Here is a 23,701-nt window from a genome sequence, read left to right on the forward strand (position 1 = left end):
AACCCTTGCACAGGAGCGCAACCCCTCACGTCACTCCAGGGTGCTGACCTCCAGGGCACCGTCGGCGTAGTCCGCGCGTACCCGCTTCTTGTCGAACTTGCCCACCGAGGTCTTCGGGACCGCCTCGATGAAGCTCCAGCGCTCCGGCAACTGCCACCTCGGCACCCGGTCGGCCAGGAACGCGCGCAGCTCGTCGGGGGTCGCGGTCGCGTCCGGGCGGAGGACCACCGTGGCCAGCGGGCGTTCGTCCCAGCGGTCGTCGGGGACCCCGACCACGCAGGCCTCCAGCACCGCCGGGTGCGCCATCAGCACATTTTCCAGCTCGACCGACGAGATCCACTCGCCGCCGGACTTGATGACGTCCTTCGCGCGGTCGGTCAGCGTCAGATAGCCGTCCGGCGACAGGGTGCCCACGTCGCCCGTGCGCAGCCAGCCGTCGCGGAACTTCTCCGGGTCGGGCTCGTCCTCGCCCAGGTAGTGGGCGGTCACCCACGGGCCGCGGACCTCCAACTCGCCCACCGACTCGCCGTCGGCCGGGACCTGCTCGCCCAGCGGGCCGATGATCCGGGCCTGGACCCCCGCCGGGAAACGGCCCTGGCTGTCGCGATAGGGCAGCAACGCCTCGCCGGTCACCCCGGCCGGCGGCCGCGACACCGAGCCGAGCGGCGACATCTCGGTCATGCCCCAGGCGTGCACGATCTCGATGCCGAACCGCTCCGCGTACGCGTCCATCAACGCGGGCGGGCACGCCGAGCCGCCGACGATGGCCTCGCGCAGAGCCGACCCGGGCTCCAGGTGGCCGAGCACGTCGTTCCAGATCGTCGGCACCGCGCCGGCCTTGGTGGGCTGCAGCGCCTTGATCATGGCCGCGATCGGCTCACCCTGGAGGAACCGGTCCGGCATGATCAGCGACGCGCCGGACATGAACGCGGCGAACGGGATGCCCCACGACATCGCGTGGAACATCGGCACGATGGCCAGCTCGCGGTCGGTGGAGGCCAGGCCGAACGCCTCCGGCATGCACACCTCCATGGAGTGCAGCCAGATGGACCGGTGCGAGTACGCGACGCCCTTCGGGTTGCCCGTCGTGCCCGACGTGTAGCAGAGCGCGGCCGCGTCGCGTTCGTCGACGAGCGGCCAGTCGTACGTCGTCGGCCGCCCCGCCAGCAGCTCGTCCCAGTGGTGGATCGTCACCCGGCCCGCCAGCGGCGCGGGGTCGCCGCCCCCGACCACCACCACATGCTCCACAGTGGACATCTGCGGCAGCACCTTGGCCAGCAACGGGATCAGCGTCGTGTCGACGATGACCACGCGATCCTGCGCGTGGTTGGCGATGTAGGACACCTGGTCGGGGAACAGCCGGATGTTGAGCGTGTGCAGCACCGCGCCCATGCTCGGCACCGCGAAGTAGGCGACCAGGTGCTCGCCGTTGTTCCACATGAAGGTGCCGACGCGCTGGTCGCCGGTCACGCCCAGCTCGTCACGCAGGGCGTGGGCGAGCTGGGCCGCGGCGGCGCCGACCTCGGCGTACGTCATCCGCCTGGGTTCGGCGCCTGTCCACGTCACCACCTCGGCGGCACCGTGCACGGTCGCGCCGTGCTCGAGGATGCGGGAGACGAGCAGGGGGGCGTCCATCATCGTGCTGCGCATAGCATCAACCTAGTGGCGCAGCTCACACCCGGCCACAGGTCAGATCAGAGTTTCGGCGCGGGCTTCCATCTCCTCGGGCGTCGGCGTCCGCTGCTCCGGCGTCGCGGCACCGCGCAGCTCCCGGTCGGGCATCAGCACGGTGAGCACCACGGCCACGAGCGCGACGAGCCCGGCGACCAGGAACACGGTGTGCAGCGAGTCGACGAACGACACCTGGATCGCGTTGCGCACCACGTCGGGCAGCGCGAGGATCTTCGACGGCTCGTTGATCGAGATGCTGCCCGTACCCAGGGATGACTGGACGCCCGCGGCCTGCTCCGGGCTGAGCTGGCCGACCGCACCGGGCACCCGGGCGGCCGTCTCGGTGGCCAACCGGCTGCTCAGGATCGTGCCGAGGATCGCCACGCCGAACGAGCCGCCCAGCGACCGGAAGAACGTCGCGGCGCTCGTACCCGCGCCCAGGTCCCGCAGGTCGACCGTGTTCTGCACGGCCATGACCAACGACTGCATGGAGGCACCGAGGCCGACGCCGATCACGATCATGAAGATGAACGCGACGCCGAGGGACGTGCCGACGCCGAGTTGGGTGAACAGCAGGATGCCGACGCCGAGCAGCGCCGCCCCGACCACCGGGAACCACTTGTAGCGGCCGATCCGGCTCATCGCCCGGCCGACCAGCACCGAGGTGACGATGATGCCGGCCATCATCGGCAGCATCAGCAGGCCGCTCTCGGTCGGCGAGGAGCCCTTGACGATCTGCAGGTAGAGCGGGATGAAGATGATCGACCCGAACATCGCCAGGCCGAGGATGAAACCGGCGCCGTTGGCCAGCGCGAACGTCGGCCGGCGGAACAGGTGCAGCGGCAGGATCGGCTCGGCCGCCCGGCTTTCCTGGAGGAGGAAGAGCACCGAGAAGACGGCGCCGACCGCGAACAGGGCGATGATCGTGCCGGAGCCCCAGGCGTACTCGGTGCCGCCCCAGCTCAGGGCGAGCAGCAGGGCGCTGACGCCGATCACCAGCAGGATCGCGCCCAGCCAGTCGATCTTGTGCTCGCGCTTCTTGAACGGGATCAACCGCATCACCTTGTACGCGACGACGATCGCGATGATCGCCAGCGGCACGTTGATGTAGAAGATCCAGCGCCAGTTGGTCTCGGCGAAGTAGCCGCCGGCCAGCGGACCCGCGACCGAGGCCAGGCCGAACACCGCGCCGAACAGGCCCTGGTAGCGGCCGCGCTCGCGGGGCGAGACGACGTCACCGATGATCGTGAAGGCCAGCGTCATCAGGCCGCCGGCACCCAGGCCCTGGATGGCCCGGGTGAAGATCAGCTCGGTCATGTTCTGCGACAGGCCGGCCAGGAGCGAGCCGACCAGGAAGGTGCCGATCGAGAACAGGAAGACCGGCCGGCGCCCGATCAGGTCGGAGATCTTGCCGTACAGCGGCGTCGAGGCCGTCGAGGCGAGCAGGTAACCCGTCACCACCCACGAGTAGTGGTTGATGCCACCGAGCTCACCGACGATCGTCGGCAGCGCGGTTCCCACGATCGTCTGGTCCAGGGCCGCGAGGAGCATGCCGAGCATGAGGCCCGACATGAGCAGCAGGATCTGACGATGCGTGAGCTGGGGTCGGGTGGGGGTGGTGGCGGGGGCGGTGCTCATTGCGCAAATTCTTCTCCGGAAGAACCTGCATCTGCCACGGATTGTGCAGTGAAACACCTCCCCCGATGAGCGCTAGCCGGCGAACCTCTCCACGATCGTCTTGTTGAAGGCGGGGATGTCGCCCGGGTTCCGGCTGGAGATCAGGTTGCCGTCGACGTGCACCTCCTCGTCGACCCAGTCGGCGCCGGCGTTGACGATGTCGGTGCGCAGGCTGGGGTACGAGGTGAGCGTGCGGCCCTGGAGCACGCCGGCCTCGACCAACGTCCACGGGCCGTGGCAGATCACGCCGATCGGCTTGCCGGCGTCGGCGAACGCCTTCACGAACGCCACCGCGTCCTCGTCCATCCGCAGCTTGTCGGGGTTCTGCACACCGCCGGGCAGCACGAGCGCGTCGTAGTCGGCCGCGTTCGCGCCGGCGACCTCACGATCCACCGCGTACGTCCGGGACTTCTCGGTGTGGTCCATCGACTGGATCTCACCGGATTTGATCGAGATCAGCTCGGCGGTGCCGCCGGCCTTCTCCACCGCGTCGCGGGGCTCGACGTACTCGGCCTCCTCGACCCCGTCGGTGGCCAGGAACGCTATCCGCTTGCCATCGAGGCCCATGGTGATGGTCCTTCCTCTCAGCTGTGGGTGTCGGGGCTGTGCATCTCGCGGGCGGCGTCCGGATCGGCCGGCGACGGCGGCGTGCCTTCCAGCGACCCCTGCGGCCCGAGGGTGATCGTGCGGCGACCGGCCTTGACCACCCGGGGCAGGGTGACGGTCAGCAGGCCGTGGTCCATGGTCGCGTCAACCCGGTCGGGGTCGACGTCGGCGGGCAGCACGACGCGATATTCGAAGGCCCGCCGGGCGCCCTCCTGCGGCGCGGTGCGGGCCCGCACGACGACCTCGCGCACGTCGACGTCGAGCGCCACCTCCTCCGGCGCGACACCCGGCAGGCGGGCGGTCACGGTGAAGGCCTCGTCGGTCTGGTCGAGATCGATGTCGCCGGACGCGCCGCGGTTGCCGAACCCGGATCCCACCAGCCGACTGATCTCGGCACGCAACGACTGCAGTTCTGCGAAGGGATCCCAACGCCGCTCGGGACTGTTCATATAACCAGCGCTACCCGGCGCCCGGGTGGCGAAACATTGGAGCCGCCTGACGGAATCGAACCGTCGACCTACGCTCTTCGAACGGTGGATGCTTGACCATGTCGTCGCTTTTCATTGCCCGTCGTTGAGCTGCGGAAACGCCAAGACAGGGTGATCATCACTTGTCACCGATAGTCGGCCTTTGGCAGGGGTTTTCGGGGGGTTAAACGGGGGCGACATCTGGTCGATGGGGACCCCCGAGCCGTCAGGCCGCAGATCCGTGCTTCCAACCAGCCCACCACGGGGATGGCGTGGACTTCACACTTCGAGGGAGACGCGTCGTGGAGCGATGATTCGGGCTCGTCGGAACAGCTCTCGACGGGGCAGCCAGATAAGAGCAAAGTTCTTGTACTGGTTGCAGTACACCTCGGTAGCTAGCGTAACCGATTCGTTACGCAGGTCCGGGAGGGCTAGGGTTCCTGGGACAGCGTCGTTTCCTCTCCGTGCGGGTGGGATCGACTCGATGAACAAGTAGGGCCGTGCCTCCAACTGGTGGGGCCAGCCGGCGGCATCTCCAAAGCGTTTCTGCCACTTGGCTGAGTAGACAACCTCACGTCGGCGATAGCGAAGCGGGTTTGTGCCGCACGGAGACAGGTCTAGGACCACGCCGGCGACCGTGGCTCGGTGGGTTTCGACGTATCGAACAAAGGCGGCGTGGCCAGAGGAGCCGACGATCGAAGCGAGTTCCAGAACAGTGGCCATCCCGACGCGGTAGTCGTCGGCCATGTCCGCGAAGACGTCGCCTTGGAAGAGGAGTTCTGCGGCGCCCTGGTTCGCTTGCCACTCGAAGGTTCTGCGCACCGAGGGAGCGAAACTGGCGGCGTCGTCCGCGTACGCGAGCGCCTTCTGCCATGGCAGAGCGTCATGGACGACCTCGTGTAGCTTCCTGTAATCGATCTTCGCTTGGTTCTGAATCGAAGGGTCGATGTGGATCTCCCGCGCCTCGCGGTCCAGGAGGGCATGAACCTTGCCCTTGAGTTTGCGCATGGCTCGTTGGATGTGCGCTGGGGCCTTCTCAACGACCAGTTCCGAGAGCATCGAGTGGGCGGGTTGGGTCAGGCCGGCGGCGGCGACAATGTCGTCGACCGGCGTGGGGAAGCGGCCACTCGCCGATGCCGCGCGCAGCAGCCGGTCTGTCGCCTTCCGGATGGCGGGGCCGTCCGGAGTGTCGCGGAGCATGGATCCCCCTAACTGTTGGGGTTACGCGTCCGGTACCAATCGAGATACTTCGATAGCTCTTCGGCCTCATCCTCGGTGAGTTCTTCACTACTCAGCGCGTAGGTGAGCTCGTTGCGACGGCGTTCGGTCTCGTCGACTCGATTCGGGACGACGTAACCTGCCAGACGCATCAACTCTGCGTAGTCCAGGTCAAGCGCTTCCGCGAGCTGGAAGAGGATGTTGGGCGATGGCTGTTTGACCCCGCCGGATTCAAGTTTTTGCAGGTATGCAGTCGAGATGTCAGCCGCGGTCGACACCGCGCTGAGCGGCATGTTCCTGCGGTCACGCGCTCTGCGTAGTCGCCTTCCTAGCTCATTGTGTGCGGGCGCGGAGTCGGTCACGCATCTGCCCTCCTCGGCCTCGGTCAGCAACGGTTCTACCGTAGTGGACGCCACCACCTCGGTTGACACGGACTCGATCTCCGTGTACTTCTTCTATAGTAGTGTTCGTCCTCTCTAGGAGAAGAACAATGACTCAGCTTGAGACATCCAGCAAGAAGGACACCAAGACCGTGAAGGTGACGTTCGCGGTCAGCCCGCGCGGCCCCTACACCGCCACCGAACCGGGCGGTACGACCATCGCGACGGTTCTGGCCGCCGCGAAGAAGCACTTCCGCGTGGTTGACGACCCGCAATTCGTCTATGTCCTGGCATTCGACGGCCAGGACGCGGCCGGTGACGCCACCCTCGACGATGTCGCCGGCGACGCCCGCCACGTGAAATTCACCTTGGTCAAGAAGATCACTCAGGGATGAGCCTCGACCTCGAGTCGCAACTGAACCTCGTACGTGACGAGGCCGACGTCGTTTCTTTCCTCACCAGTCACGCTGGCGGGATCGATCGCGACGACCGGCTCGGGGACGGGAAGGGTGACGCGGCCGTGTACTGGGCGACAGTCCGGCCGCGCACCCACCCAGACGAGACCTACTTCGCGCGCTTCGAATGGTTCACCTACCCGTACGAGCCACCGTCGATCAAGTTCGCCACTTCGGTCCGCGGCTCGCTCACGGCGCCGACGGCCTGGCCGGTAGTTGTCGGCTACCGACCGCAGAGCCTCGACATTTGCCGGCCGATGTGCCGCGAAGGCTTCGCCACACACCCGGAATGGAACCAGGGCTCAACAGCGTGGCCCAGCACCGGCAACCCGTTCCTCTGGGTCGTGGAGCTTGTCCAGTACCACCTTGACAACGAGTACGAAAGCAGGTTCGCGTGAGCGACTCAACCCTGATCATCCCGTCCGCGGCCGTAGCTGCGATCGCCTCCGAGACGGGCGCGCTCGGGCGGCTCCGGGTAGAGACTGGTGGATTCCTCCTGACGCCTGTTGGCGATCCGACGATCACGGTCGTGGCGTTCACCGGGACCACCGGGATCATTCGGCATCGCAAAATGCTGCAAATCAGCGCGCGGGCTCTCGGCCGTCTGTTCGACTACGCCGACGGCCACGACCTACACGCGCCCGCGCAATTCCACTCGCACGAAACAACCGCGTTCCTGTCTCGCACCGACGCCACGCACGGCCTCCGAGTTGACGGCTTCACCTCCGTGGTGATTCCCCGCTTCGCCTCTCCGCCGGGCGATCCCGCCGCCTGGGGCTGGTGGACCTTCCGCGACACCGCCTGGGAGACCATCACGCCAGCCCGGCCCAGCACCGGCAACGCCCATCTAATCCGCTTCGACGAGGACGGTATCCATGCGTACTGAACACTCTCGCGCCCAGCGCCTCGCCGAAGGGGTGACGGCCGTAACCGCTAACGAACTAGCCCTCCGGCTCGATGAAGCCACAATCATGATCACTATCGACCCGGACATGCCCAACGCCGCCCTCGTCGCACGCGTCCTGACCACCACGCTGCGTCGAGGACCGGGCAACCTGGTCCTGGTAAACAACCGCCTCCCGACCACCCTGATCGACACGATCGACGCCGCCACGGCCGCGATCGATCCGACCCGACCCATACGCGTCGCGACCAGCAACCCAGACACAAGCATCCGAGTACACGTCGGTGCCGAAGCACCCGGCCACACGATCCGAGTCGTACCCGAGGGATGCGGCGCCCACATTGCCTCGACCCCCACGGCACGCATCCGGCCCACACAACCCGGCAACGCGCTGGGCGCGATCTATGCCAGCGCGCTCGCCGCCGCCGAGATCTTCAAGCACACCGCCGCCGTGGTTGACGACCGTAGGGTCATACACCGCCACCTACGCTTCTGCCCCGTCACGCTATCCACCAACCTGACCCGAAGCCCGGCACTCGATGACGTGACGCGCCTTGCTCTCACTCTCGTCGGCATCGGCGCGATCGGCACCGCCATCGTCCTCATCATCAGCGAACTCAACGCCGAAGGAGTCCTCCTCGCCGTCGATCGGCAGCACTTCGCTCTAGAGAACCGGGGAACCTACTCCCTCGGCGGCGACAAGGACACCAGAACCAAACCGTGGAAGACCGACCTCGCGAAACGAACCCTCAGCCGCTTCGACGTCACCCCATGCAACGACGACATCGACGCCGTAGTTCAGCGCATCGACGCCGGCCAAGCCCCATGGCACCCAACCGTGCTCACCGCCCTCGACACCCCGGACGCCCGCCGGAGCGCACAACGACTCTGGCCCGACCGTCTGATCGATGCCGCCACCGGCGACACCATGCTCGGACTCCATGACCACCGTCACGGCATCGACCCCTGCATGGCCTGCCACTTTCCAGTTCGGACAGACGAGCCCTCTGGGGTGCAAGCGGTCGCCGACATGCTGGGCCTCTCTGCCCACCTTCTCGCCAACGGCGAAGCCATCCTCCAAGAAGCCCACCTCACAGGACTGCTACCCGCACAACGGGCACGGCTTGCGCCCCACGTCGGCAGTCGGATGTGTGGACTCGCCCGCGCCACTGGGCTGACCGACCTCAACGCCGACGGCTACATGCCATCCATCCCTTTCGTCTCCATGCAGGCAGCATGCCTAGCCGTCGGACGCCTCATCGCTAGCCAGCTCAATCTCGACGTCCCTGGCAACCTCGTCCAGTACGACAGCCTGATCGGACCTCACCAGGCGACTACTGAAACCATGCGCATCCGGCCAGGCTGCATCTGCGTCAGCCGCGCCACCACCATCAATCAAGTCCGAACCTATCGACGGAGCGCAGCGGCTCCTCTTGCTCACTGAACCAGTCAACACCTCCGATCCAGAGACCTGTCCACGCGGCCGTCTCTGCCAAGCACGCTGTGGACTACCTCCTAGTCGGTACGGCAACATGTTGAACGCGCGGATATGCGTGAGGCGCCGTGACATCGTTCGGCAGAGTCGCGGCCGAAGCTGCGTGATGTCCGGCCTGGACCAGGGCGACACTGTAGGTGCCTGCACCCAAGTTCTCCGCGTGGCACTCACCGCACGGTCCGTTCCGCTGGCACCCCGCGCGGGTGACGAGGTTGCGAACGTGGTGGTATGCGTCGTTGGGGTGGTCGGCCTTGACCGCGTACCAGGTGCCCGCGCGGTCCTGGTCTGCCAAGGCGGCGGCCACCGACGGACGCATCGGTAGGCAGAGGTCCGTCCCGTCGTGGCGAATCAAGAAGGTCCGGTCGAGGTAGTCGCACTCGTCCGGCTCGGGCTCGTGTTGGGCGAACCACGCGGCGGCGTCGGTAATCTTTCCTGGCCCCCAGAGCAGGTCGGCCGGGTAGTGGGTAACTTCTACGCGGGAGTCGTAGTGGCGCAGCTCGGGGTCGCTGACCCGCTCGTCCGGGCGGAAGACGGCGCGCAGGACGACACATTCCCAAGGGCGGTCATCGGGATCGACAAATTCGGCGAAGGCATCGGCGGCGACCGCGGTGCACGTCTCGCTACCATCGGTCGTCCAAGCCATCACGACGACCTCGCGCCGGAGCGGCGACGGATAGAGCCGTCCTCCAGGGGTAGGCACGCCCCACAGCTGGTTAATGATCTCGGCCAGGTCGCGAAGCGTGCCCGCTGCCTCCACCGGACCGATGAGGTGGTAGGCGGTGGGGTGGGCAACAAAGTTGCGCAGGTTCGACAACGCCTGCTCGATACCGCGGTTACGCTGCCCACGCAGCAGCCCAACCTTCCGCGCCCAAGCCCACAGATCACCGAGCATCCCGCCGTTGAACGCCATCGAGCTCCCGCCCGAAAGGCTGAGCCACCAGCCGCGCCGAGGGCGCGAGCGGCGACCACGAAGAAAATCCTGCACCTGGTCGTACCTCGAAACGGCCACCTGATGATCGACACCCGCGTCGTCGACGAACGTCACAGTGCCCCGGTGGAAGTCAACGAACCGGTCCCGCAGCGCCTGTTCGATCACCAGCAGGGCGTGATCGTGCACCAGCGTGTACACCTCGTAGCACAACACACCATAGGCGTAGACAGTCCGCAGGTGCTCGAAGCTCTGCCGCGTCCCCTCGACGACGCGCGGATCGAGCTCCAACTGGGATGCGACCTGTTGCTGGTACTCGGCGGCGTCCTGGGCGCGCATCTGCACGCCCAGGCCCAACCCCACGGGGGTAAACCGCAGCGTGCGGTCGTCTGGTTGGCGTAGCTCATCGAGCGTCTTGATGATCACTCCAGCGCCTTCCTTAGTGTGGTGAACCGAGCAGAATAGAGCCGGCACCTCCGGCAGGCGAACTGTTTCGCTGCAGACCACACCGGACACGTGATGGAGGTCTTTGGTAGCGGCTTGCCGAGTCACTGCGGACTTAGGTCAACGGCTGCTTGGCCAGGCTGAGTCGCGAGGCCCGTCAGGCTCGCTAGGCGCCGGCACCGGTGACTTCTGGAGACGAGCAGTCGGTCGTTCAAGGCAGCGACCGCTCGCGGCCAAGGTCACGTGGCACGTGCGGGTGCTCCCGCAGTGCGAGGGAGCGACGGCTCTGCGAGAGGTCGTTAGTCCTCAGCGTGCGCGGTTGCCGACCAAACTGGAACGGATCGGTGCGCGAGAGCTTGCTGCTGCGTCGAGTTCGGCAAGATCGGTTGGTACATCAGAGCCGTCATCCTGGCCGGGGGGTCGCGAAGGCAAGGCGGGACTAGACCACTACACAGTCAGGTCTAGTCGCTTCACCCGACTCACTTCACCCAGCCAAGGCTAGGGCGCCGCACCGAGGGTCGTACCCAACCGCCACGAGACGGTCCGATCAATGGGCGGCGATGCACAATAGTGCGGTGACGGAAGGCACGGCGACGAAGCCCAAACCTATTTCGCACAGGAAGCCGGATCTGAAGACGGTTCGCGAGCTGTACGGGACGGCGTTCAGGTGCGGTAAGCCTGGCTGCGGCAAGCCGCTCTACACGATGAACAACGACACCGGCGAGACGCTGCTCAACAGCGAAGTGGCCCATATCTGCGCGCGCAGCGAAGGCGGCCCGCGGTGGGATGCGGACATGACCGAGGCGGAGAACAGAAGCGCGTCCAACCTCATCCCGCTTTGCCTTGACCACGCCCGCGAGATCGATGCAACGCCGGAGCACTACTCCGTGGAGCTCTTGCACGGGTGGAAGCGAACGCAGCTCGATGAGCACGCCAAGATCCAGAAGGCTTGGCCACTGACGGAGGATGAGGCCCAGCAGGTCAGCGACGCCTCGTTCCGACCGGACGACTACGGCACCGCCATCGCTGCCGCCTCCAGCGTGACCGCAGCCGCCCGCGCCGTCGGGCACCTAGTGGAGACGGCTCGTCAGCAGCGTCGTGTCCCTTTTGAAGCAGCAGCGTCGTGGCATGCGATGCGCACGCGCGTCCACCGGAGCATGCCCCGTCCCTGGAACGCCACCACGGGGGAGCCGCTGCCGCCGATCGAGCCATCCCACATGGAGACGGTGCCGTACGCGCGGCGGCTCGATGAAGCGCTTGATCAGGTTGTGAAATCCCTTAGCCCGCTGGCAGCGACGCTGGTGGCCGAACTGCATGCCGTACGCGCTGCCGTCACGCGGGTCGCGGCCTGGTGCGACTGGGTTGAGACTGCCGCATCGGCAGTGCTGGTCGCCGCTGGCAGATGGCCCGGCCGGCCGCCCGAGAACGATGACCAGGTGCACGCCGATGCGATCGCAGAGTTGGTCCGGGCGTCGGAAGCGTTGAGCGCGGTTTGGCGGGGCCAGCAGGCGGAGCAGCCTCCTGAACCGCCGGAACCGTCGCCCGAACCTGTCGAGACCGACCTACAGCGGCTGCTCCGGGAGCACTCGCAACTCCTGGACCGTTCTCGTCCCTGGGCGCGGGTCACCGGGCGCCAGTACGACCCCGACCTGTACGCCGAACTCCTGCACGCGGCGCAGTTCGCCGTGGCCCTACCACCGCTTCTGATGTTCCTCCATCTCGATCTAGAAACGACGGCCGCATTGGCGTCCAAGGTCGCCCGCAACGCCGACGACGCGACGTTCGCCAGTCTCATCGACGATGCGGCTGCGCAGGAGCCACTCGCCATCGCCGTAAGGCTGACGCAGCAGCTCATGTTCGTCGCGCAGAAGAAGGAGCGGGCGGATCTAGAAGGGAAAGCACGTGAGCACGTGACGCGGCTACTGCTAGACGCCGACTGGACCGACCAGGCGCTCTGGGTCGACAACCGGCACCACGTAAGGGCGCTGTTGTCAGGAACGGCGTCGATCAGCACCGACGACGAGGTCCGCGACCGCCTCGCCTCCGCCATAACCCGCCGGCCAGAACTCCTCGACGCGATCCTGCTCGGCGTCAGCGAACAGTCCGAACAGCACGACCACCACGATTTCAGCCGAGTGGTCGGCATCAACGTCCACATCAAGAGACCGCCACGGTGGTTTCCAGCGGCAGTCGTCGCGGCCGAGATCCGACGCCGACACCCGGAGCTGCAACCGGCCGACCCGGATGACGATCACAGCGACGAGGACGACGTGCGACATCTGGCCGCCCAGGTGCTGCACATCGAGACCCACGCTCCCTGACAAGCCGGATCGTCCTCGGCAATTGGCTCGTCAATCCAGCGGAGTGGTACGCGGCAGCACGACAGTGTTCGGTTGCGACCCCCAACAGTGAAATACCTCGGGGGCTGCCATTCCGCTCACGAGCCGGCCTCTGGGCTATCGGGCTCCTCCTCGGCGACCGGGATGCCTCGACGTTCGAGGCGAGATCGGACTGCGACGTGGTGGACCACGGGCGTGACTGCGAGGACGTGCTCGACCATCGTCGCCAAGAACTGCGCAGGTCCGATGTCTGGCGGCACAGCGTCGGTGTCTACCTTTACTACTGCACCGTCTGGTGAGTCCGTCGTCCAGTCGACCAACGCAAGGCCAGTCGCGGTGTATCCGTTTGCTTCACCTAGCCCCCGGAGCTTGCGGATCATGTCGACGGTGCGCTCGTAAGCATCCGGCTCCTCAGCCAGGATCGTCGCTCGTTGGACGAAGAAGAAGCCGACAGCGGCGAGCGGATACCGGCCGCGCAAGTTTGCAGCGTCGCCGTATGCCTCCTCGAACCGATTTGGCAAGTTCTTACCGAAAGAGGACAGTTGGGCCTTTGTGCTGATCAAGAGTTCGGGCCCTCTATCCCACCGTGAGATGCACACATCGACCTGCTTGTAGTAGGCCCGGCCAAGCACCTTGGCGTCCGCCGGCCCAACTGCCGATATTTGCGGCAGCCTTCGACGCAGGTCATCTGCTAGGGCGCGAGGTAGCTTACTTAGGAGCATAGAGATCTCCCTTGGTAGGACGCGCGGACGAGTGGCACGTGGCCAGACCTCGTCCCCGTCGAACCCGCACCGCCGCAATTCGTGAGCGAGCCAGGCGTCGATTCCCTTGGCGAACCTCCCGCTCTCGGATGCCTCGTTACCTCGAACGGGAATGGAGAGCAAGTTCCCTAGGAGACCGAAGTCTGGGAGGTAACGGGGCTCGTCTCCCCTGGTATGCGCCCATGGGTCGTTCGGAGCGGCCTCCGCAAGAACCGCGTCATACGCGCTAAAGGCATCTTGCCTGCTCAAAGCGCTCCTCTGCGAGGCTTGGGCTGTGACCTGATGAGTTCATCGTTCCGAAAGCTAAGCCGGCAACTTATCGAAGCGCCGACACGCTTCTCCGCGTCAAGACAGGATCGGCCAGGCAGACGAATCATGCCTCATTTTCGCTGTCCTGGTCAGCCCGATGACCGGCGGGCTCAGCCTCGGTGATCGCAGTCGCCAATGTATCGAGAACCGTGTCGACCGTTGTCCAACCCGACGCGGCAGCCGGGGCAAGCGGCTGATACTTCCGATCGTCAGGAGCCGCCGCGTAGGCGAAGACGCCGACGCCGTCGAGGTACGTGTCGTGGAGTTCCGACGCTTCCTCGGCGATCGTGGCCAATCGCGCCTTGGCGCCCAAGCGCGCGCCCCACAACAGGTAGACCTTCGGCGGCTGCACACGGCGCCATTGGTCCCATGTGCCCATCGGACGTGCCGGGTCGTGCTGGGAAAGTTTCAGGTCGGTGGCAGCGAACTTGAGCTCCTTCCGACGTGTCACCCAATCCGCCATCGCCTTGCGCTCGGGGATATCGCCCTGCTGGGCGGCGCCGCTCATGCGTGTGAGCAAGCAGATTCGCGGAGCCGCGAGCGGCGGCGTGCCAGAAGGCCATGCAACGTCGATGGTGTGATCCTGCGAGAAGCCGCGGACCCGGACCCGCGCTTCCAGCCTGGACGATGTGCGATTCTCCACCAACAGCGAAATCAGCTCTGCCCACCAGTGGCCCTTGGAACGGTATACAGCGTTCAACCGAGTTGCGGGATCCTTGCCCTGGTCTCCCATGCCGCGCGGCGGGACCCCTGCCGCGCGGTAACGATCTAGGCACCAGAGGATAGCGAGAAACTGCCCCTCAACAGCCGAAAACTGGATCATGACGTCGTCCTGGATCTTGTTCTTCAGATCGGACCACATGTCGCCGGGGTGGCCGGCCTCGTCCTCCAGCGTCTGTGCACTGCTCACCTGGTGGTGCCCTCCGAATGCAGAGCGTGGGGATGCAACCGTTCCGTCGGCCATGAGAAGGCTAGACGGTCGCTGCGTCTTCCGCACCCATTCTTCTCGAGCGCAACGTGCGAGCGGCTTCCTGGACCTGGGCCACATCATCGGAGGGAAGCTTGAGCACTTCAAGCAACAGAGCCTCATCGACTCGTTTGACGACATTGGTCCATCGTCCGCCCTGCAGTTGCCGATCGATGCGGTGACGATCATCTGCCAGGATGGCCCACGCCTGCTGCATCGCCTTGAAATTCGGCACTGGCAGGACAGCCGCTTCGCTGGGCTCCATCTTGAGGATTCCGCCGCCGTAGGACCGACCAAAAATCTCCGCGCCGAGCATCGTCACGCTATTGAATGCCAGCAGCGGCAGTGCGAACCTTGCCGATGCGGGCGCCTCCTCGCGAAGCCGGATTCCGTGCATCGAGTTCAAGAACGTGCAGCCGATGGAGTTCGTCACCATGCGCGGGTAGCGATGACTCATGTAGGTGAAGAACAGGTCGGGCGGGCTCACAGCAGGAGGCCGCCACCACGGTGTCCGAATCCTACACTTGTACGCTTGGTCGACCCCTAGGTCTTTGCCATGCTTGATGTAGGACCGCAACTCTGGGGAATCGTCGTCCGGGTCCGGACACAGAAGCCAGACCGCTTCGCCAGCATCGCGAAGCCTCCGCCATTGGGGCTGCGAGAATGAAAGCCCTTTCAGATGCTTGGACCCAGGGGGAACGATCTTCCGCAGTTGACCGGCCATCTCAGTTAGGCCAAATTCGTTTGCAGTGGCATCGGTGAGGGCGAAGAATGAATTAGCACCGGTTACGGTGCCGAGCTCCGGGCTACCGTACCGCGAAAGCGGAATCATATGCTCGTCGTTGATTTTTTTGAAGATCCGGCGCTGCCTGTTTGGGAGTAGGAGATCGGTCCACTTGCCGCCGCCGGTTAGCGCGGCAGTCAAGTTCTCCATCGTCCGGACGCGACCAAGATCCTCGGCATCATCGAAGTAGTACAGCGAGAAGGAGTCGCAGCCCCCGCTGCCCGCCGCCAGTACTAGAACGACCTTTTCAACGGCGTCGTCGAACTGAAGGCGATCGAATAGAACCAGATGGACCTGCTCGAAGCGATTACGCAGCCAGACGCGAATCGGTTCGGCATAGCCCACCGTCAGCAACTCGGCCGGCAGTACCATCGCCAACCGGCCTTCGGGCTTAAGGAAAGCGCATGCATGAACGAGAAGTGGTGCCCAGGACGACGCCAAGCCCGACAAGCGAACGCCCTGACGCAACGCGGCCTGCCTAGCCTTCGCCTGAGCCTCGGCGCCATGCTTCTGATATCGCACGAAGGGTGGATTGCCGATAACCGCGTCCATCAACGGCAACGTCGAGCCTAGTTGATCAGGCGTCGGAACATCGAAGAAGTCGGCTTTAACGAGTTGGGCATCCATGCCCTCATCGCGCAGCAGCTGCCGGGCCCAATCGAGTGAGGTTTGGTGAAGATCAACGCCGAACAAGTGCCGGCCCAACTCGCCATCGGCAGGAACCTTACCCCGCAACCTCCGGCCTGCCGCAAGGAGAAAAACAGCCTCCCCGCATGTCGGGTCCAGCACGCGGATATCTCTGGACCCCTCGGCTGAAGGCGCTCGAGCCGAGCCCATCTCACCGCGCACCGCCCATTCAGCCAGATAATCCGCGATAGCCAGGGGCGTGAAGAACGCTCCACGCTCCTTACGTAGAGGCGCGCTATCGCCAGGCCGGATCACTAGCAAATCATACCGGCGTAACTCTCGCTTGCGCCGCCCAGGGGAGCGTGTCGCACCAAACGTCTACATTTATCCATATTTTCCAGTGCCCTACGAATCGCCTAAAACAGCGGAACCCGGACTAGCATTCGCGCCTCAGTATCCTGACTCGTGCAGTGCACCGCTGATGCCCGGTCGACGGAACGCGAGGAAAGCCTTGCCCGACAGTGCATATGACCTGCTCACCGATGAAGTGGCGCCGTTCCGAGTCGGTACCCGGACGATGTCCGCGGCGATGCTTGCGTGGTTCCTCACCACCGTCTGGCGTCTCGAGCCCGAAGATCTTGCCGAGGCCATCTGCGATGGTGGCGGTGACAAGGGGATCGATGCTCTTGTCGTGGACGATGACCTGGCGGAAATTACGATCTTTCAAGGCAAGTGGCGTGAGACGGCGGTAAAGACTCAGGGGGACAACGACTTGCGGTCCTTGGTCGGCGCTGCCGACTACTTTGCGTCGGCCGCCGCCGTTGACGGACTCTTGGCCGCGAAGCCTAACGCTGAACTTCGTAACCTTCTTGTCCGTCAGGAGGTGCACAGGAAGATTGAAGATGGCTCACATTTGGTCCGCTTAGTTTTCGTGACAAATGCACACCTTGATGCCGCCGGGGCCGACTTCGTAGCGGCTCGTAAGACCGCGGAGCCGGAGCTAGACGTGTGGGACCGTGACCGGCTCGCCTACGTCGCCGATCGCGCGCGGCGAGCTGAACTTCGTCCAGAGACTGTACGGCTCACCGCCGTCACAACGCCTACTACCGTGTCCCTGACAGCGGAAGAGCAACTCTCTGTGGCTGTCGTGCCAGCGCAGCAACTCGTGGACGCCCTCCCTGGCATTTCTGATTACACACTCTTCAGCCGTAACGTCCGGCTCTTCGCTGGCCGCACGCGTATAAACAAAGACCTCCGCGAGACCGTCCGCAAGGCCGACGAACATGAATTGTTTCCCGCCTACCACAACGGATTGACCATCCTCACCGAGCGCCTGGCGGTCGAGGGATCGGTACTCACTCTCGATAGAGTCGGTGTCGTCAACGGCTGCCAATCCCTGGTTACCCTGTTCGAAAACAGCAAGGTCCTCACCGACAAGTTACTTGTCTTGGTGAAGGTCGTCGAAGTACATGACGACAGCTCCGTTGCTGACAAGATTACCTTTCGCTCAAACAACCAGAACCCTGTCACAATGCGCGACCAGCGCTCTAGTGACGTCGTGATGCGAGACCTCCAGAAGTCGGTCCGTGCCCAATACGGGTCTACATTCGCCCTGCGGACACGAGTCGGAGAGAACATCGCTGCCGACCGTATCCTCGATAACACTGAAGCAGCCCAGCTCATCATGGCTGCATACCTGCGCGAGCCATGGGCGGCAGTTCGCAAGGTCCGCCTTTTCGACCAGGACTACCGTCGTATCTTTAACCGCTCGATCACTCCATCGAAACTGTATTTGGTAGATCTGATTGACTCTGTCTCTAGCACCGAAAGAGCGCGCCTTCGCGACGATCTCCGGTCTAGCTTTGCGTCCATCCGATTCACGTTAGTTCACTTGATCACGCAAGTTCTACGTGAGACCGAGCTTGGAACCGACTTCATCGAAACGCCCGAAAACTGGCTCCCGGATCTGGAGGGCGAAGTCCGGGCGGCCCTTACCTCGATTGCGGAGGAGGTGGTCGACTCAGTCAACTTCTACGTGGGAGAACAAGAGCAAGAGCGAGGAAGCGAGTTCGATCCGAAGGTGGTGTTCAAAAGCCAAAGCGGCGTGACCGGCCTCGAATACGACGTTTTGCGGCAGTCGCGACGCCAGGCTAAGCGCGATGCAACAATCTTGTTCAACATTCCGTCACAGACCACTGCGCGAGATTCCGATTGAATCCGGTAATATGCGGAGGCGCAAGCCGAGACGGTGCCGACGCGGACACCGCCGCACGGTGCGGCCAGCTGGCATGAATTCGCCGAGGTGTCGGCCTGCTTCATGCCGGCGTCGCATCCGCCCGCGCGGTCAGACAACGGTGAAACGCCCGCCGGAACCCGGCCAGCCGCCCAACCGCTCCGGCCCGATCGGTGTCGTGCACACTGATCACCAGACAGCCCTTGGTTTGAGATCTTCTCCCTAGACAAAAGAAATGATCAATCAAGGGCTGTCCGCATGATCAGCCGGGGTCGATACCACCCCACCGCAGGTTAAAGCTCAAGCTTAGAGACCGCTTGCAGCAGGCACGCGTCCCAGAATGGGCAGAACGTGAAACGCTTCGGCGTGAGACTTACCGATCCGTAGTCCGTGCAACCGCGCCAGACTTTCGGCCATTGGCCCAAAGTGGTTGCGAATCGGTTGCGAATTGTGAGATTGCAGCGCGGCGATCTTAATCTGCCATTGGTCAGTGATGTCGATGATGGTGGGGAGGTCGAGTGGTACACCACGTTGGCCGAGGTTGTTGTAGCCGTCGCAGTGGTAGGCCCGGCTTGGGTGCCCGGTGGCGATGACCATTTCGGGTAGCGCGGCGAGGACGCGTTCGGCGCACCGGCGATGCTCGGGGTGGATGTCGTCGGTCGAGTGTGTGATGACGATGTCGGGCCGGACCTCGGTCAGCAGTGTGCTGATGGCAGCGGCCGTCAGTTGGTCAAGGAGGTAGAGGTCCGCGCCGAGGATCCGCGCTCCGGCTGTGGCCTCAGCGGTCCGGGTCGGGTCAAGCTTTGGGACGGCGATTGTGGCTGTCCCGCCAGTCTGGATGTGGCGGGCGATCGTGCCGCCCGCCCAGAGTTCGGCGTCGTCGGGGTGGGCCATCACAGTCAGCAGGACGGGTGAGGTCACCATAGATCGAGGGCCTCGACAACGTCGGCTGGACGCGGAAGGTCCGGGCTGGCTCGCTGCGTCGGAACAACGGCCACGGCAGTGGTGTGGTCGAGGCGGATCATGTCGCGCCATTTGAGCGCGAGCTCGAACTGGTCTCGGACGGCCTTTCCTCGGCCGCTGGTGAGACGACCTGCTTCATGGAGCTTGTCGAGGGTGAGTCCGTCGGCGAGGAGGGCGGCGGCGGTTTTGGCCCCGATGCCGCGAACGCCGGGGATGTTGTCTGCGGGGTCTCCGGTCAGGGCGCGGTAGTCGGCCCATTGTGTTGGGGTGACTTGGTATCGGGCGTAGACCTCGGCGGGGCCGATGTGGCGGTGGCCGGAGCGCATTTTGGTATTGAGGACGCTGACGCGGTCGGTCACGAGTTGGTAGTAGTCGCGGTCTCGGGACATGAGCAGGATTTGCCGCGAGGGTGGGGTGGTGTGGACGAGGGCGGCGATGACGTCGTCGGCTTCTGCGTGGTCGAGTTCGGTCCAGGTGATGCCGCAGTGGTCGAGACCGCGTTTGACGTCGGGTAGGAACTGGATCGGGGCGAGTGCGGCAGCGTCGGTGGGGCGTTGGGCCTTGTATGAAGGGTCGATCAGTTGGCGGTCGGTGCTGCCGTACTGGCCATCAAACACGACGATGACTTCGGGTGGTTCGGACAGATCTTCTCGGATGGCGACGCGCAGGAGAGCGAAGAATCCGAACAGACCGGTGAGCAGGCGGGTCTTGTCGCGGGATCGGATTTCGGCGGGGAACCCGAAGGTCGCTCCCCAGAGGAGGTTGTGCCCGTCAACAAGGAGCAGCGGGGGCGTTTGCGGCGCGGAGGGCAGGACTCTACCGCCCATCAGCTCACCACCTTTAACAGTTGGTTAGCGACAAGGGCGGGCCAATAGTCCCGCGAGCGGTAGTACGCGGCCCGTGATGTTCGTCGGTACTTTACCGCGTCGTTCAGCAGTTGACGGGAGGCGCGCCAGAGGGCAGCCGAGCCCTGGCTGCGGGGCACGATGGCCCCGCCGTCGCGGATGAGGTCCGGTAGGTTTCCGACATCGTGTGCGATGACCGGTGTTCCGGCGGCCATGGCCTCGAGCGCGACGAGGCCGAAGGTCTCGGCGTGGGAGGGCACAATGACGATGCTCGCTGCGCTGAGCCAGGGCAGCACGTCGTCCCAGTTCAAGCCGGCTCGGATGGTGACGCCGGGCGCTTTGGCGGCGAGTGCCTGACATCGGCGAAGCACCTCGTCTTGGCTGCCGGTGGCCTTCTCGAATGGGGCCGAGGCCAACGCCACCTCGATGGGACGGTCGAGTTGGTTGCGGGGCGCGAGCAGGGCGGCGACGCCTTTTTCCGGGCCGAGTCGGGCGAGCACGCGAATGGGGCCGTGTTGGTGAAGTTGGTCGCGGACGCGTTGCGGTTGCGGTGCGGGGTCGGCAAGCAGCGTGTTCGGGACGATCGTCCAATCGGCGCTGTGGTAGCCGCGTTCGGCGGCCTGCGCTAGAACCGTCGCGGATGGGGCGATGACCGCCGCGGGTTCGAGGGCGAGCGCGGTGTGAAGGTCGGTGTGGTGGCCGACAACGTGTGCCGCGAGGATGTTTCGGACTTTTTGGTGCGCGGGCATGATGCTGCCCAGCCCCCAGAGCGAGTCAACGTAGACTGCGGCCTCGACGCGTTCACGGGCGAAGATGGTGACGAGCTGCTCTCGTATCGCGTCGGTGCTGTTGTGGATCGCAGCCCGGAGGGTGTCGTCATCGCAGGGGAAGGCCCCAGTGAGCGTGCTGAGGATAGCCACGGTCGCGCCGCGGTAGGAGCGTGGTGCGGTTGGATCGGCGGTGACGATGACGGCTTTGTGTCCGGCCGCCACGAGCCCGGCGGCGTGCGCGGCAACGGCACGCTCCATGCCGGCGGGGACGTCGGGCCGCCAGGACACCAGGATGAACGCGACGGTGGTCATGCCGGTTCCAGTTGCTCGAGGATTGGCAGCTCCTCGATTGTGGCTGCGGGTGGTGCGGCCGTGGTTGGTTCCCAGGGGAAGCAGACCCAGTCGTCCACCGTCCATGCCCACAGGTCCGGATCGAGGCTGGTGCCAGCGTTGCGGCACAGTGCCACGGTCCGCACGACAGCGTCGCGCCGCAGGTAGGGATCTAGCGCGGGTAGCACGGAGGCGAAGGTTGCTCCGCTGCCACAGATGTCGTCGACGAGCAGGACGGTGCCGCTGAGCTGGTGGCCGTTGAGCTCGGCGGACAGGGTGCTCAGGTCGTGCGTGACATGGCCGGTGGCCTCGGTGTAGATCGCGTCGGTGGGGTTGTGTTTCGCGGTGAGGCGGTAGTTCGGGAGGTTAAGAACGCCTGCGATTCCACTGGCGGGGGCGAGCCCGCCGTTGGCGATGGCGATGATCGCGCTGATTGGTGCGAACCGGGTCTCGGCAGCGGCGGCGAGTAGTTGAATGGATTGCTCGTATGCGGGCAGGGTCATGACGAGGAGGCGATCGTGGCGGAACCGTCTCGGGGTCGTGGCGATGTCGTCGGTCATGCTGTGCCGTCCCTGGTGGTCAGGACGAGATCTGTAACCCCGAGCAAAGGGTGGAGCCCGCCGATACTCAGTGCGGTAGGGGTGTTGCGCCATACCCGTCCGTCGGCCCGGATGACGGTGAAGTTGCCCGCCGTGGTCCGGGTGCGCAACCTGACGCGCAGTCCTGTCGGCACTCGGAGCGCGGCGAGCAACTGCCGAGCGTGGTCGTCGGAAAGCATCTCTGTGGGAAGGGCTGCGCCGGCCCCGATGGGCAGCATCTGCAAGGCCGTGAAGCCGCCCGCGCCGATGCTGTGCGCCAGGTCGACCAGGTCCTGGAGGTCTCCGGCGGTTCGGCGCATGAGCACGGCCTGGATCTGGACGGGGATGCCCTCGGCGATTGCGGCGCGGATGCCGTTGACAGCTCGGGCGAAGCTGCCGATGCCTCGGATGGCGTCGTGACGTGCCTGGTCAGGGCCATCGATACTGACTCGGATCGCATCCAGGTAGGGGGCTAGCTCTGGCGCGCGGCGGGTAAGATGCCATCCGTTGGTCGTCACCGAGACGACACTGCGCCGACCATTGCGGATGATCGACAGAAGCTGTGTCAGGTCGCGCAGTAGCAGCGGCTCGCCGCCGGAGATGTCGACGCCGAGAATGTCAGCGTCCGCCAGTACGCCGGCGATCCGGTGACGCTCGACGGCGGAGAGTTCCGACACGGTGGTGTCATCGAGGCACTGAGGGCAGTGCAGATTGCACCGCACGATCGGCGACCAGCACACGCTCGCGGGTGTGCGGCGGTCCAGGTCGGCCGGTGCCACAACCGGCCAGGAGAGGACGATCGTGTCGTCCAGCTCGAGGCGACCATTGGGTTGCGGGTCGGGGGCGCGGTGGGTCATCCCGGTGGCGGGGTCGTGGACCAAGCAGCAGTTGGCGGCGAAGGCGCGTCTCATGTCAGCGTGGTCGCCTCTCGGATAAGGGCCGTGGCCCGGCGGGTCAGGTCTTCCTCTCCGGCGGTCGGCGCGGGCTGGGTCAGCAGGTGCCGCAGCAGGGCAACTCGGGGTGGGAATGTCGCGAACTTGGCTTTCCACGCGGTGTCGGCGTCGGGCGGGTCCAGGTGCCATCCTCGGGCCTGCCGCAGCGGGATGACCTTGCAGCCCTGGCCGATGAGGGCGGCCCCGAGGTACGTGTCCTCGCAGCCCCACCCCTCGGCGCTGAAACCGGGGTGGAAACCGCCGACCGCCGTGAAGGCGGCGTGGGGTACGGCCACGAGCGCGGTCACGACCATGCGCGGCAGGTCCCAGTCGTGATAGGTGCGGCCGTTGCCCAGGTCGATGAAGTCGCGGGTGTCATCGAGCGGGTGACCGATGAACTCGGTGTCGTAGACCTGGCCCGAGTAGAACATCGGCACACCGGCGGGCGCTCTCCATCGCACACGGTGGTCGGCTTCCAAATCCGGCTCCCCGGTGGGAAGGATCGGTCGATTGTCGGTGCCGAGAGGGTGCGTCAGGTTGTGCCGGAAGCCGACCAGTACCGCATCAGGGCGGGCGCGGACGGCGATGTCGGCGAGAACGTGGTTGGTCAGGACCATGTCCGCGTCCATGTGGACCAGCGTGTCTCCGCTGGCCAGGTACGCGCCGACGTTGCGGGCCGCTGGACCGCCGATGTGGCTGGCGAGCCGTACTGCTCGATCAACGGCCGGATGCTCCGCGATGATCTGCGGTGTGCTGTCTGTGGACGCGTCGTCCACGACGATCACCTCGACGTCGACCTCGGTAGCTGTGGTCTGTGCGGCGAGCGCGTCGAGGACCGTCGGCAGGCTGTGGGTGTTGTTGCGAGTTGGTATCACGACGCTGAGCCGGCTGTCAGTCGCGAGGTGGGCCGGGGTGGGCGCGTGCCAGTCGAGCCCGGTGCGCTCTTGGAAGTCGCGGGTGATGGTGGTGTGGTCGTTGTCCTGGGCGGCGATGACTTGCGCGAGGGGCTTGGCCATGG

General features: G+C 65.2%; 22 protein-coding genes. 6 read left to right on the top strand and 16 right to left on the bottom strand.

What is annotated here, in order from left to right:
- Positions 1 to 30 precede the first annotated feature (30 nt).
- From Asi02nite_RS28480 to Asi02nite_RS28505, 6 genes are all read right to left on the bottom strand, one after another.
- The gene (locus Asi02nite_RS28480; RefSeq protein ID WP_203717034.1) at positions 31 to 1,650 is read right to left on the bottom strand and encodes a fatty acid--CoA ligase; all 1,620 of its coding nucleotides are present in this window, start codon (positions 1,648 to 1,650) and stop codon (positions 31 to 33) included.
- 39 nt (positions 1,651 to 1,689) lie between these two features.
- Complete coding sequence (locus Asi02nite_RS28485; protein WP_203717036.1) at positions 1,690 to 3,309, bottom strand: MDR family MFS transporter; 1,620 nt, start codon at positions 3,307 to 3,309, stop codon at positions 1,690 to 1,692.
- A 72-nt stretch (positions 3,310 to 3,381) separates the two neighbouring features.
- The gene (locus tag Asi02nite_RS28490; RefSeq protein WP_203717095.1) at positions 3,382 to 3,921 is read right to left on the bottom strand and encodes a type 1 glutamine amidotransferase domain-containing protein; all 540 of its coding nucleotides are present in this window, start codon (positions 3,919 to 3,921) and stop codon (positions 3,382 to 3,384) included.
- 11 nt (positions 3,922 to 3,932) lie between these two features.
- A complete protein-coding gene (locus tag Asi02nite_RS28495) occupies positions 3,933 to 4,403 on the bottom strand; it encodes an Hsp20/alpha crystallin family protein (RefSeq protein WP_203717038.1) in 471 nt (156 codons plus the stop codon).
- Between the two features lie 297 nt (positions 4,404 to 4,700).
- Positions 4,701 to 5,621 carry a hypothetical protein gene (locus tag Asi02nite_RS28500; RefSeq protein WP_203717040.1) on the bottom strand — a complete coding sequence of 307 codons (921 nt, stop codon included), beginning with the start codon at positions 5,619 to 5,621 and terminating at the stop codon, positions 4,701 to 4,703.
- A gap of 8 nt (positions 5,622 to 5,629) precedes the next feature.
- Positions 5,630 to 6,001 carry a helix-turn-helix domain-containing protein gene (locus tag Asi02nite_RS28505; protein WP_203717042.1) on the bottom strand — a complete coding sequence of 124 codons (372 nt, stop codon included), beginning with the start codon at positions 5,999 to 6,001 and terminating at the stop codon, positions 5,630 to 5,632.
- Between the two features lie 128 nt (positions 6,002 to 6,129).
- Here Asi02nite_RS28505 and Asi02nite_RS28510 point away from each other — a divergent pair, with 128 nt between their 5' ends.
- Genes Asi02nite_RS28510 through Asi02nite_RS28525 form a run of 4 tightly spaced genes read left to right on the top strand, consistent with a single transcriptional unit; the run spans position 6,130 to position 8,822 of the window.
- A complete protein-coding gene (locus tag Asi02nite_RS28510; RefSeq protein ID WP_203717044.1) occupies positions 6,130 to 6,414 on the top strand; it encodes a hypothetical protein in 285 nt (94 codons plus the stop codon).
- Positions 6,411 to 6,872, top strand: a complete 462-nt coding sequence (locus Asi02nite_RS28515; RefSeq protein ID WP_203717046.1) for a hypothetical protein — start codon at positions 6,411 to 6,413, stop codon at positions 6,870 to 6,872. The genes Asi02nite_RS28510 and Asi02nite_RS28515 overlap by 4 nt, the downstream gene beginning before the upstream one ends.
- Positions 6,869 to 7,360 (top strand): hypothetical protein, encoded by a 492-nt coding sequence (locus tag Asi02nite_RS28520; RefSeq protein WP_203717048.1) that lies wholly within the window; start codon positions 6,869 to 6,871, stop codon positions 7,358 to 7,360. Before Asi02nite_RS28515 ends, Asi02nite_RS28520 begins: the two co-directional genes overlap by 4 nt.
- A complete protein-coding gene (locus Asi02nite_RS28525; protein WP_203717050.1) occupies positions 7,350 to 8,822 on the top strand; it encodes a hypothetical protein in 1,473 nt (490 codons plus the stop codon). Before Asi02nite_RS28520 ends, Asi02nite_RS28525 begins: the two co-directional genes overlap by 11 nt.
- A 64-nt stretch (positions 8,823 to 8,886) precedes the next feature.
- Here Asi02nite_RS28525 and Asi02nite_RS28530 read toward each other — a convergent pair whose 3' ends face one another.
- On the bottom strand, positions 8,887 to 10,227 hold the full coding sequence (locus tag Asi02nite_RS28530) for a hypothetical protein (RefSeq protein ID WP_203717052.1): 1,341 nt from the start codon (positions 10,225 to 10,227) through the stop codon (positions 8,887 to 8,889).
- Positions 10,228 to 10,820: 593 nt separating this feature from the next.
- Here Asi02nite_RS28530 and Asi02nite_RS28535 point away from each other — a divergent pair.
- Positions 10,821 to 12,566 (top strand): hypothetical protein, encoded by a 1,746-nt coding sequence (locus Asi02nite_RS28535; RefSeq protein WP_203717054.1) that lies wholly within the window; start codon positions 10,821 to 10,823, stop codon positions 12,564 to 12,566.
- Between the two features lie 116 nt (positions 12,567 to 12,682).
- On the opposite strand, the gene Asi02nite_RS28540 is transcribed toward Asi02nite_RS28535, so the two are convergent.
- From Asi02nite_RS28540 to Asi02nite_RS28550, 3 genes are all read right to left on the bottom strand, one after another.
- Positions 12,683 to 13,306, bottom strand: a complete 624-nt coding sequence (locus Asi02nite_RS28540; protein ID WP_203717056.1) for a hypothetical protein — start codon at positions 13,304 to 13,306, stop codon at positions 12,683 to 12,685.
- A gap of 412 nt (positions 13,307 to 13,718) precedes the next feature.
- Complete coding sequence (locus Asi02nite_RS28545) at positions 13,719 to 14,564, bottom strand: hypothetical protein (protein WP_203717058.1); 846 nt, start codon at positions 14,562 to 14,564, stop codon at positions 13,719 to 13,721.
- Between the two features lie 61 nt (positions 14,565 to 14,625).
- A complete protein-coding gene (locus Asi02nite_RS28550; protein WP_203717060.1) occupies positions 14,626 to 16,347 on the bottom strand; it encodes an N-6 DNA methylase in 1,722 nt (573 codons plus the stop codon).
- A gap of 196 nt (positions 16,348 to 16,543) precedes the next feature.
- Between Asi02nite_RS28550 and Asi02nite_RS28555 the strand changes: the two genes are divergently transcribed.
- Positions 16,544 to 18,247, top strand: coding sequence for an AIPR family protein (locus Asi02nite_RS28555; RefSeq protein ID WP_203717062.1), 1,704 nt, complete (start codon positions 16,544 to 16,546; stop codon positions 18,245 to 18,247).
- Positions 18,248 to 18,571: 324 nt separating this feature from the next.
- Here Asi02nite_RS28555 and Asi02nite_RS28560 read toward each other — a convergent pair whose 3' ends face one another.
- The 6 genes from Asi02nite_RS28560 to Asi02nite_RS28585 are packed head-to-tail and all read right to left on the bottom strand — an operon-like array spanning position 18,572 to position 23,699.
- Positions 18,572 to 19,189: a PIG-L deacetylase family protein gene (locus Asi02nite_RS28560; RefSeq protein ID WP_203717064.1), complete on the bottom strand. Its 618-nt coding sequence runs from the start codon at positions 19,187 to 19,189 to the stop codon at positions 18,572 to 18,574.
- A complete protein-coding gene (locus tag Asi02nite_RS28565; RefSeq protein ID WP_203717066.1) occupies positions 19,183 to 20,055 on the bottom strand; it encodes a 5'-3' exonuclease in 873 nt (290 codons plus the stop codon). The genes Asi02nite_RS28560 and Asi02nite_RS28565 overlap by 7 nt, the downstream gene beginning before the upstream one ends.
- Positions 20,055 to 21,155, bottom strand: coding sequence for a glycosyltransferase family 4 protein (locus Asi02nite_RS28570; protein WP_203717068.1), 1,101 nt, complete (start codon positions 21,153 to 21,155; stop codon positions 20,055 to 20,057). The genes Asi02nite_RS28565 and Asi02nite_RS28570 overlap by 1 nt, the downstream gene beginning before the upstream one ends.
- Positions 21,152 to 21,733 carry a phosphoribosyltransferase gene (locus Asi02nite_RS28575; protein WP_203717070.1) on the bottom strand — a complete coding sequence of 194 codons (582 nt, stop codon included), beginning with the start codon at positions 21,731 to 21,733 and terminating at the stop codon, positions 21,152 to 21,154. The genes Asi02nite_RS28570 and Asi02nite_RS28575 overlap by 4 nt, the downstream gene beginning before the upstream one ends.
- Positions 21,730 to 22,662 (bottom strand): radical SAM protein, encoded by a 933-nt coding sequence (locus Asi02nite_RS28580; protein WP_203717072.1) that lies wholly within the window; start codon positions 22,660 to 22,662, stop codon positions 21,730 to 21,732. The genes Asi02nite_RS28575 and Asi02nite_RS28580 overlap by 4 nt, the downstream gene beginning before the upstream one ends.
- Positions 22,659 to 23,699, bottom strand: coding sequence for a glycosyltransferase family 2 protein (locus Asi02nite_RS28585; RefSeq protein ID WP_203717074.1), 1,041 nt, complete (start codon positions 23,697 to 23,699; stop codon positions 22,659 to 22,661). The genes Asi02nite_RS28580 and Asi02nite_RS28585 overlap by 4 nt, the downstream gene beginning before the upstream one ends.
- Positions 23,700 to 23,701 lie beyond the last annotated feature (2 nt).

Source organism: Asanoa siamensis (assembly GCF_016862555.1).
Classification (GTDB): Bacteria; Actinomycetota; Actinomycetes; order Mycobacteriales; family Micromonosporaceae; genus Asanoa; species Asanoa siamensis.

Coding starts and splice junctions, on each gene's coding strand:
- Asi02nite_RS28480 (WP_203717034.1), bottom strand. CDS start 1,650: ATGCGCAGCACGATGATGGACGCCCCCCTGCTCGTCTCCCGCATCCTC.
- Asi02nite_RS28485 (WP_203717036.1), bottom strand. CDS start 3,309: ATGAGCACCGCCCCCGCCACCACCCCCACCCGACCCCAGCTCACGCAT.
- Asi02nite_RS28495 (WP_203717038.1), bottom strand. CDS start 4,403: ATGAACAGTCCCGAGCGGCGTTGGGATCCCTTCGCAGAACTGCAGTCG.
- Asi02nite_RS28500 (WP_203717040.1), bottom strand. CDS start 5,621: ATGCTCCGCGACACTCCGGACGGCCCCGCCATCCGGAAGGCGACAGAC.
- Asi02nite_RS28510 (WP_203717044.1), top strand. CDS start 6,130: ATGACTCAGCTTGAGACATCCAGCAAGAAGGACACCAAGACCGTGAAG.
- Asi02nite_RS28515 (WP_203717046.1), top strand. CDS start 6,411: ATGAGCCTCGACCTCGAGTCGCAACTGAACCTCGTACGTGACGAGGCC.
- Asi02nite_RS28525 (WP_203717050.1), top strand. CDS start 7,350: ATGCGTACTGAACACTCTCGCGCCCAGCGCCTCGCCGAAGGGGTGACG.
- Asi02nite_RS28540 (WP_203717056.1), bottom strand. CDS start 13,306: ATGCTCCTAAGTAAGCTACCTCGCGCCCTAGCAGATGACCTGCGTCGA.
- Asi02nite_RS28560 (WP_203717064.1), bottom strand. CDS start 19,189: ATGGTGACCTCACCCGTCCTGCTGACTGTGATGGCCCACCCCGACGAC.
- Asi02nite_RS28565 (WP_203717066.1), bottom strand. CDS start 20,055: ATGGGCGGTAGAGTCCTGCCCTCCGCGCCGCAAACGCCCCCGCTGCTC.
- Asi02nite_RS28570 (WP_203717068.1), bottom strand. CDS start 21,155: ATGACCACCGTCGCGTTCATCCTGGTGTCCTGGCGGCCCGACGTCCCC.
- Asi02nite_RS28575 (WP_203717070.1), bottom strand. CDS start 21,733: ATGACCGACGACATCGCCACGACCCCGAGACGGTTCCGCCACGATCGC.
- Asi02nite_RS28580 (WP_203717072.1), bottom strand. CDS start 22,662: ATGAGACGCGCCTTCGCCGCCAACTGCTGCTTGGTCCACGACCCCGCC.
- Asi02nite_RS28585 (WP_203717074.1), bottom strand. CDS start 23,699: ATGGCCAAGCCCCTCGCGCAAGTCATCGCCGCCCAGGACAACGACCAC.